The sequence below is a fragment of the Edaphobacter sp. genome (assembly GCF_035532915.1).
GTDB lineage: Bacteria > Acidobacteriota > Terriglobia > Terriglobales > Acidobacteriaceae > Edaphobacter.
Window position 1 is genome coordinate 1 of record NZ_DATKQC010000174.1, and the last position, 2,124, is coordinate 2,124.

The following is a 2,124-nucleotide window of genomic DNA, read 5'->3' on the forward strand; positions in this document are numbered from 1 at the left end:
CCCCTTGCTGGTCGCCCCCGATGGCGCCAAGCTCTCCAAGCGCCGCCACGGCCCGGTCGTCAGCGTCACCACCTATCGCGATGCCGGCTTCCTTCCCCAGGCCTTCATCAACTTCCTCTGTCTCCTCGGCTGGTCGCCCAAGAACGACCGCGAGTTCCTCACTCTCGACGAGATCACCGCCGCCTTCACCTTCGACGGCGTCAATCGTGCGAATGCCGTCATCAACTTTACGGATGACGACCCTTTCGATTCCAAAGCGGTCTGGCTCAACGCCGAGCATATCCGCGCCCTGTCTGTCGGCGACCTCAGCCCACTCCTCCAGCCCTTCTTCGAACAGGCCGGCCTCCATCCCTCGCCTGAAAAGCTCCTCGCCGTCACCCCGCTCATCCGCGAGCGCATCAAGCTCCTGCGCGACGCGGTCCCCGCCGCCGACTTCTTCTTCCTCCCCCAACTCGCCCCCTACGACCCCGCCGAGCTGATCCCGCAAAAAGGCGACGCCGCCCTCGCAATCCGCGTCCTCCAGACCGCCCAGCAGGTCCTCGCTACAACTTCGTTCGATCACGACTCGCTCGAACAGGCTCTCCGTACCGCCGCTGCGCAGCTTGGTTTAAAGGCCGGGCAGGCCTTCCAGCCCATCCGGGTCGCCGTCTGCGGACGCAAAAACGCGCCGCCGCTCTTTGAAACCATGGCCGTCCTCGGCCGCGAAGTGTGCCTTGAGCGCATCCGCCAAGCCGAAGCCGGCCTGCAATCGCTCGCTTGAATCGCTCGGTTGACCACAGCCCCCCGTGGAAGAATAAGAAATCGCAACTATGACCAACGCCAATCCGAAAAGCCACTAGCTCGGCGGGTGGCGCAGGTCCGATGGTAGAAAAATTCTCGGTGTCCCAGGTCCGGATATTAGACCTGGAAACCTCTTCCAAATTTTCTTAGGCTTCAAAGCGTCAGGGCACGACTTCAGTCGTGCCGATCGGCAACCCCAATAGAGCTTGGGCTTTAGATGGGATGAGACGGCTGGTCCCGGGGAGCAGCTAAGCCGGGTGCTCCATGTCTGGATTTTCGGACCATGGGCCACCCAATCGTGGTGGCAGATTGAGATGCGGACTCCCGCGCCGCTGTTATTGAGCACCGCCTCACGTGGAATAATTGATCGTGGCCATGACCAACGCAATTCCAGAAAGCCCAGATGCTCGCAGTCTCGACGTACGCACCACCTCCAACTTTCTCCGCGACCTCATCGCCGAGGATGTGCGCACCCATAAGTTCGGCGACGCCGTCATCCAAACCCGCTTTCCACCCGAGCCCAACGGCGACCTCCACATCGGCCACGCCAAGGCCATCTGCCTCGACTTCCTCCTCGCCGACGAGTTCGGCGGCAAGACCAACCTGCGCTTCGACGACACCAACCCTGAAAAAGAGGAGCAGGAGTACGTCGATTCCATCCAGAAGGACGTCCGCTGGCTCGGCTTCGACTGGGAGCGCCTCTGCTACGCCTCAGACTACTTCGGCCAGCTTTACGAATGGGCTTTGCAGCTCATCAAGACTGGAAAAGCATACGTCGATGACCTCTCCGCCGACGAGATCCGCCAGTACCGCGGCACCCTCACCGAGCCCGGCACGGACAGCCCTTATCGCAACCGGACGATTGAAGAGAATCTAGACCTTTTCGTCCGCATGAAGCAGGGCGAGTTCCCCGACGGCTCCCGCGTCCTCCGCGCCAAAATCGAGATGGCCTCGCCCAACCTCAACATGCGCGACCCGGTCATGTACCGCATCCTGCACGCCTCGCACCACCGCACCGGCGACGAGTGGTGCATTTACCCCATGTACGACTACGCCCACGGCCAGTCGGATTCCATCGAGTGCGTCACCCACTCCATGTGCACCCTCGAGTTTGCCGACCACCAGCCCCTCTACCGCTGGTATATCGAGCAACTCGGCATCTTCCCCTCGCAGCAAATTGAATTTGACCGCCTCAACCTCACCTACACGCTGCTCTCGAAGCGCAAGCTCCTCCAGCTCGTGCAGGAAAACCGTGTCAGCGGCTGGGACGATCCCCGTATGCCCACCCTCTCCGGCATCCGCCGCCGCGGCTTCACTCCCGAAGCTATCCGCGCCTTCTGTGCC

General features: G+C 61.8%; 2 protein-coding genes. Both read left to right on the forward strand.

Annotation, left to right across the window (positions count from 1 at the left end; genetic code table 11):
* On the forward strand, positions 1-760 hold a 760-nt coding region (locus VMU57_RS08365; protein ID WP_325382360.1), incomplete at its 5' end, for a glutamate--tRNA ligase.
* Positions 761-1,155: 395 nt separating this feature from the next.
* Positions 1,156-2,124 (forward strand): glutamine--tRNA ligase (glnS, locus tag VMU57_RS08370; RefSeq protein ID WP_325382362.1); only part of this gene is annotated, 969 nt, incomplete at its 3' end.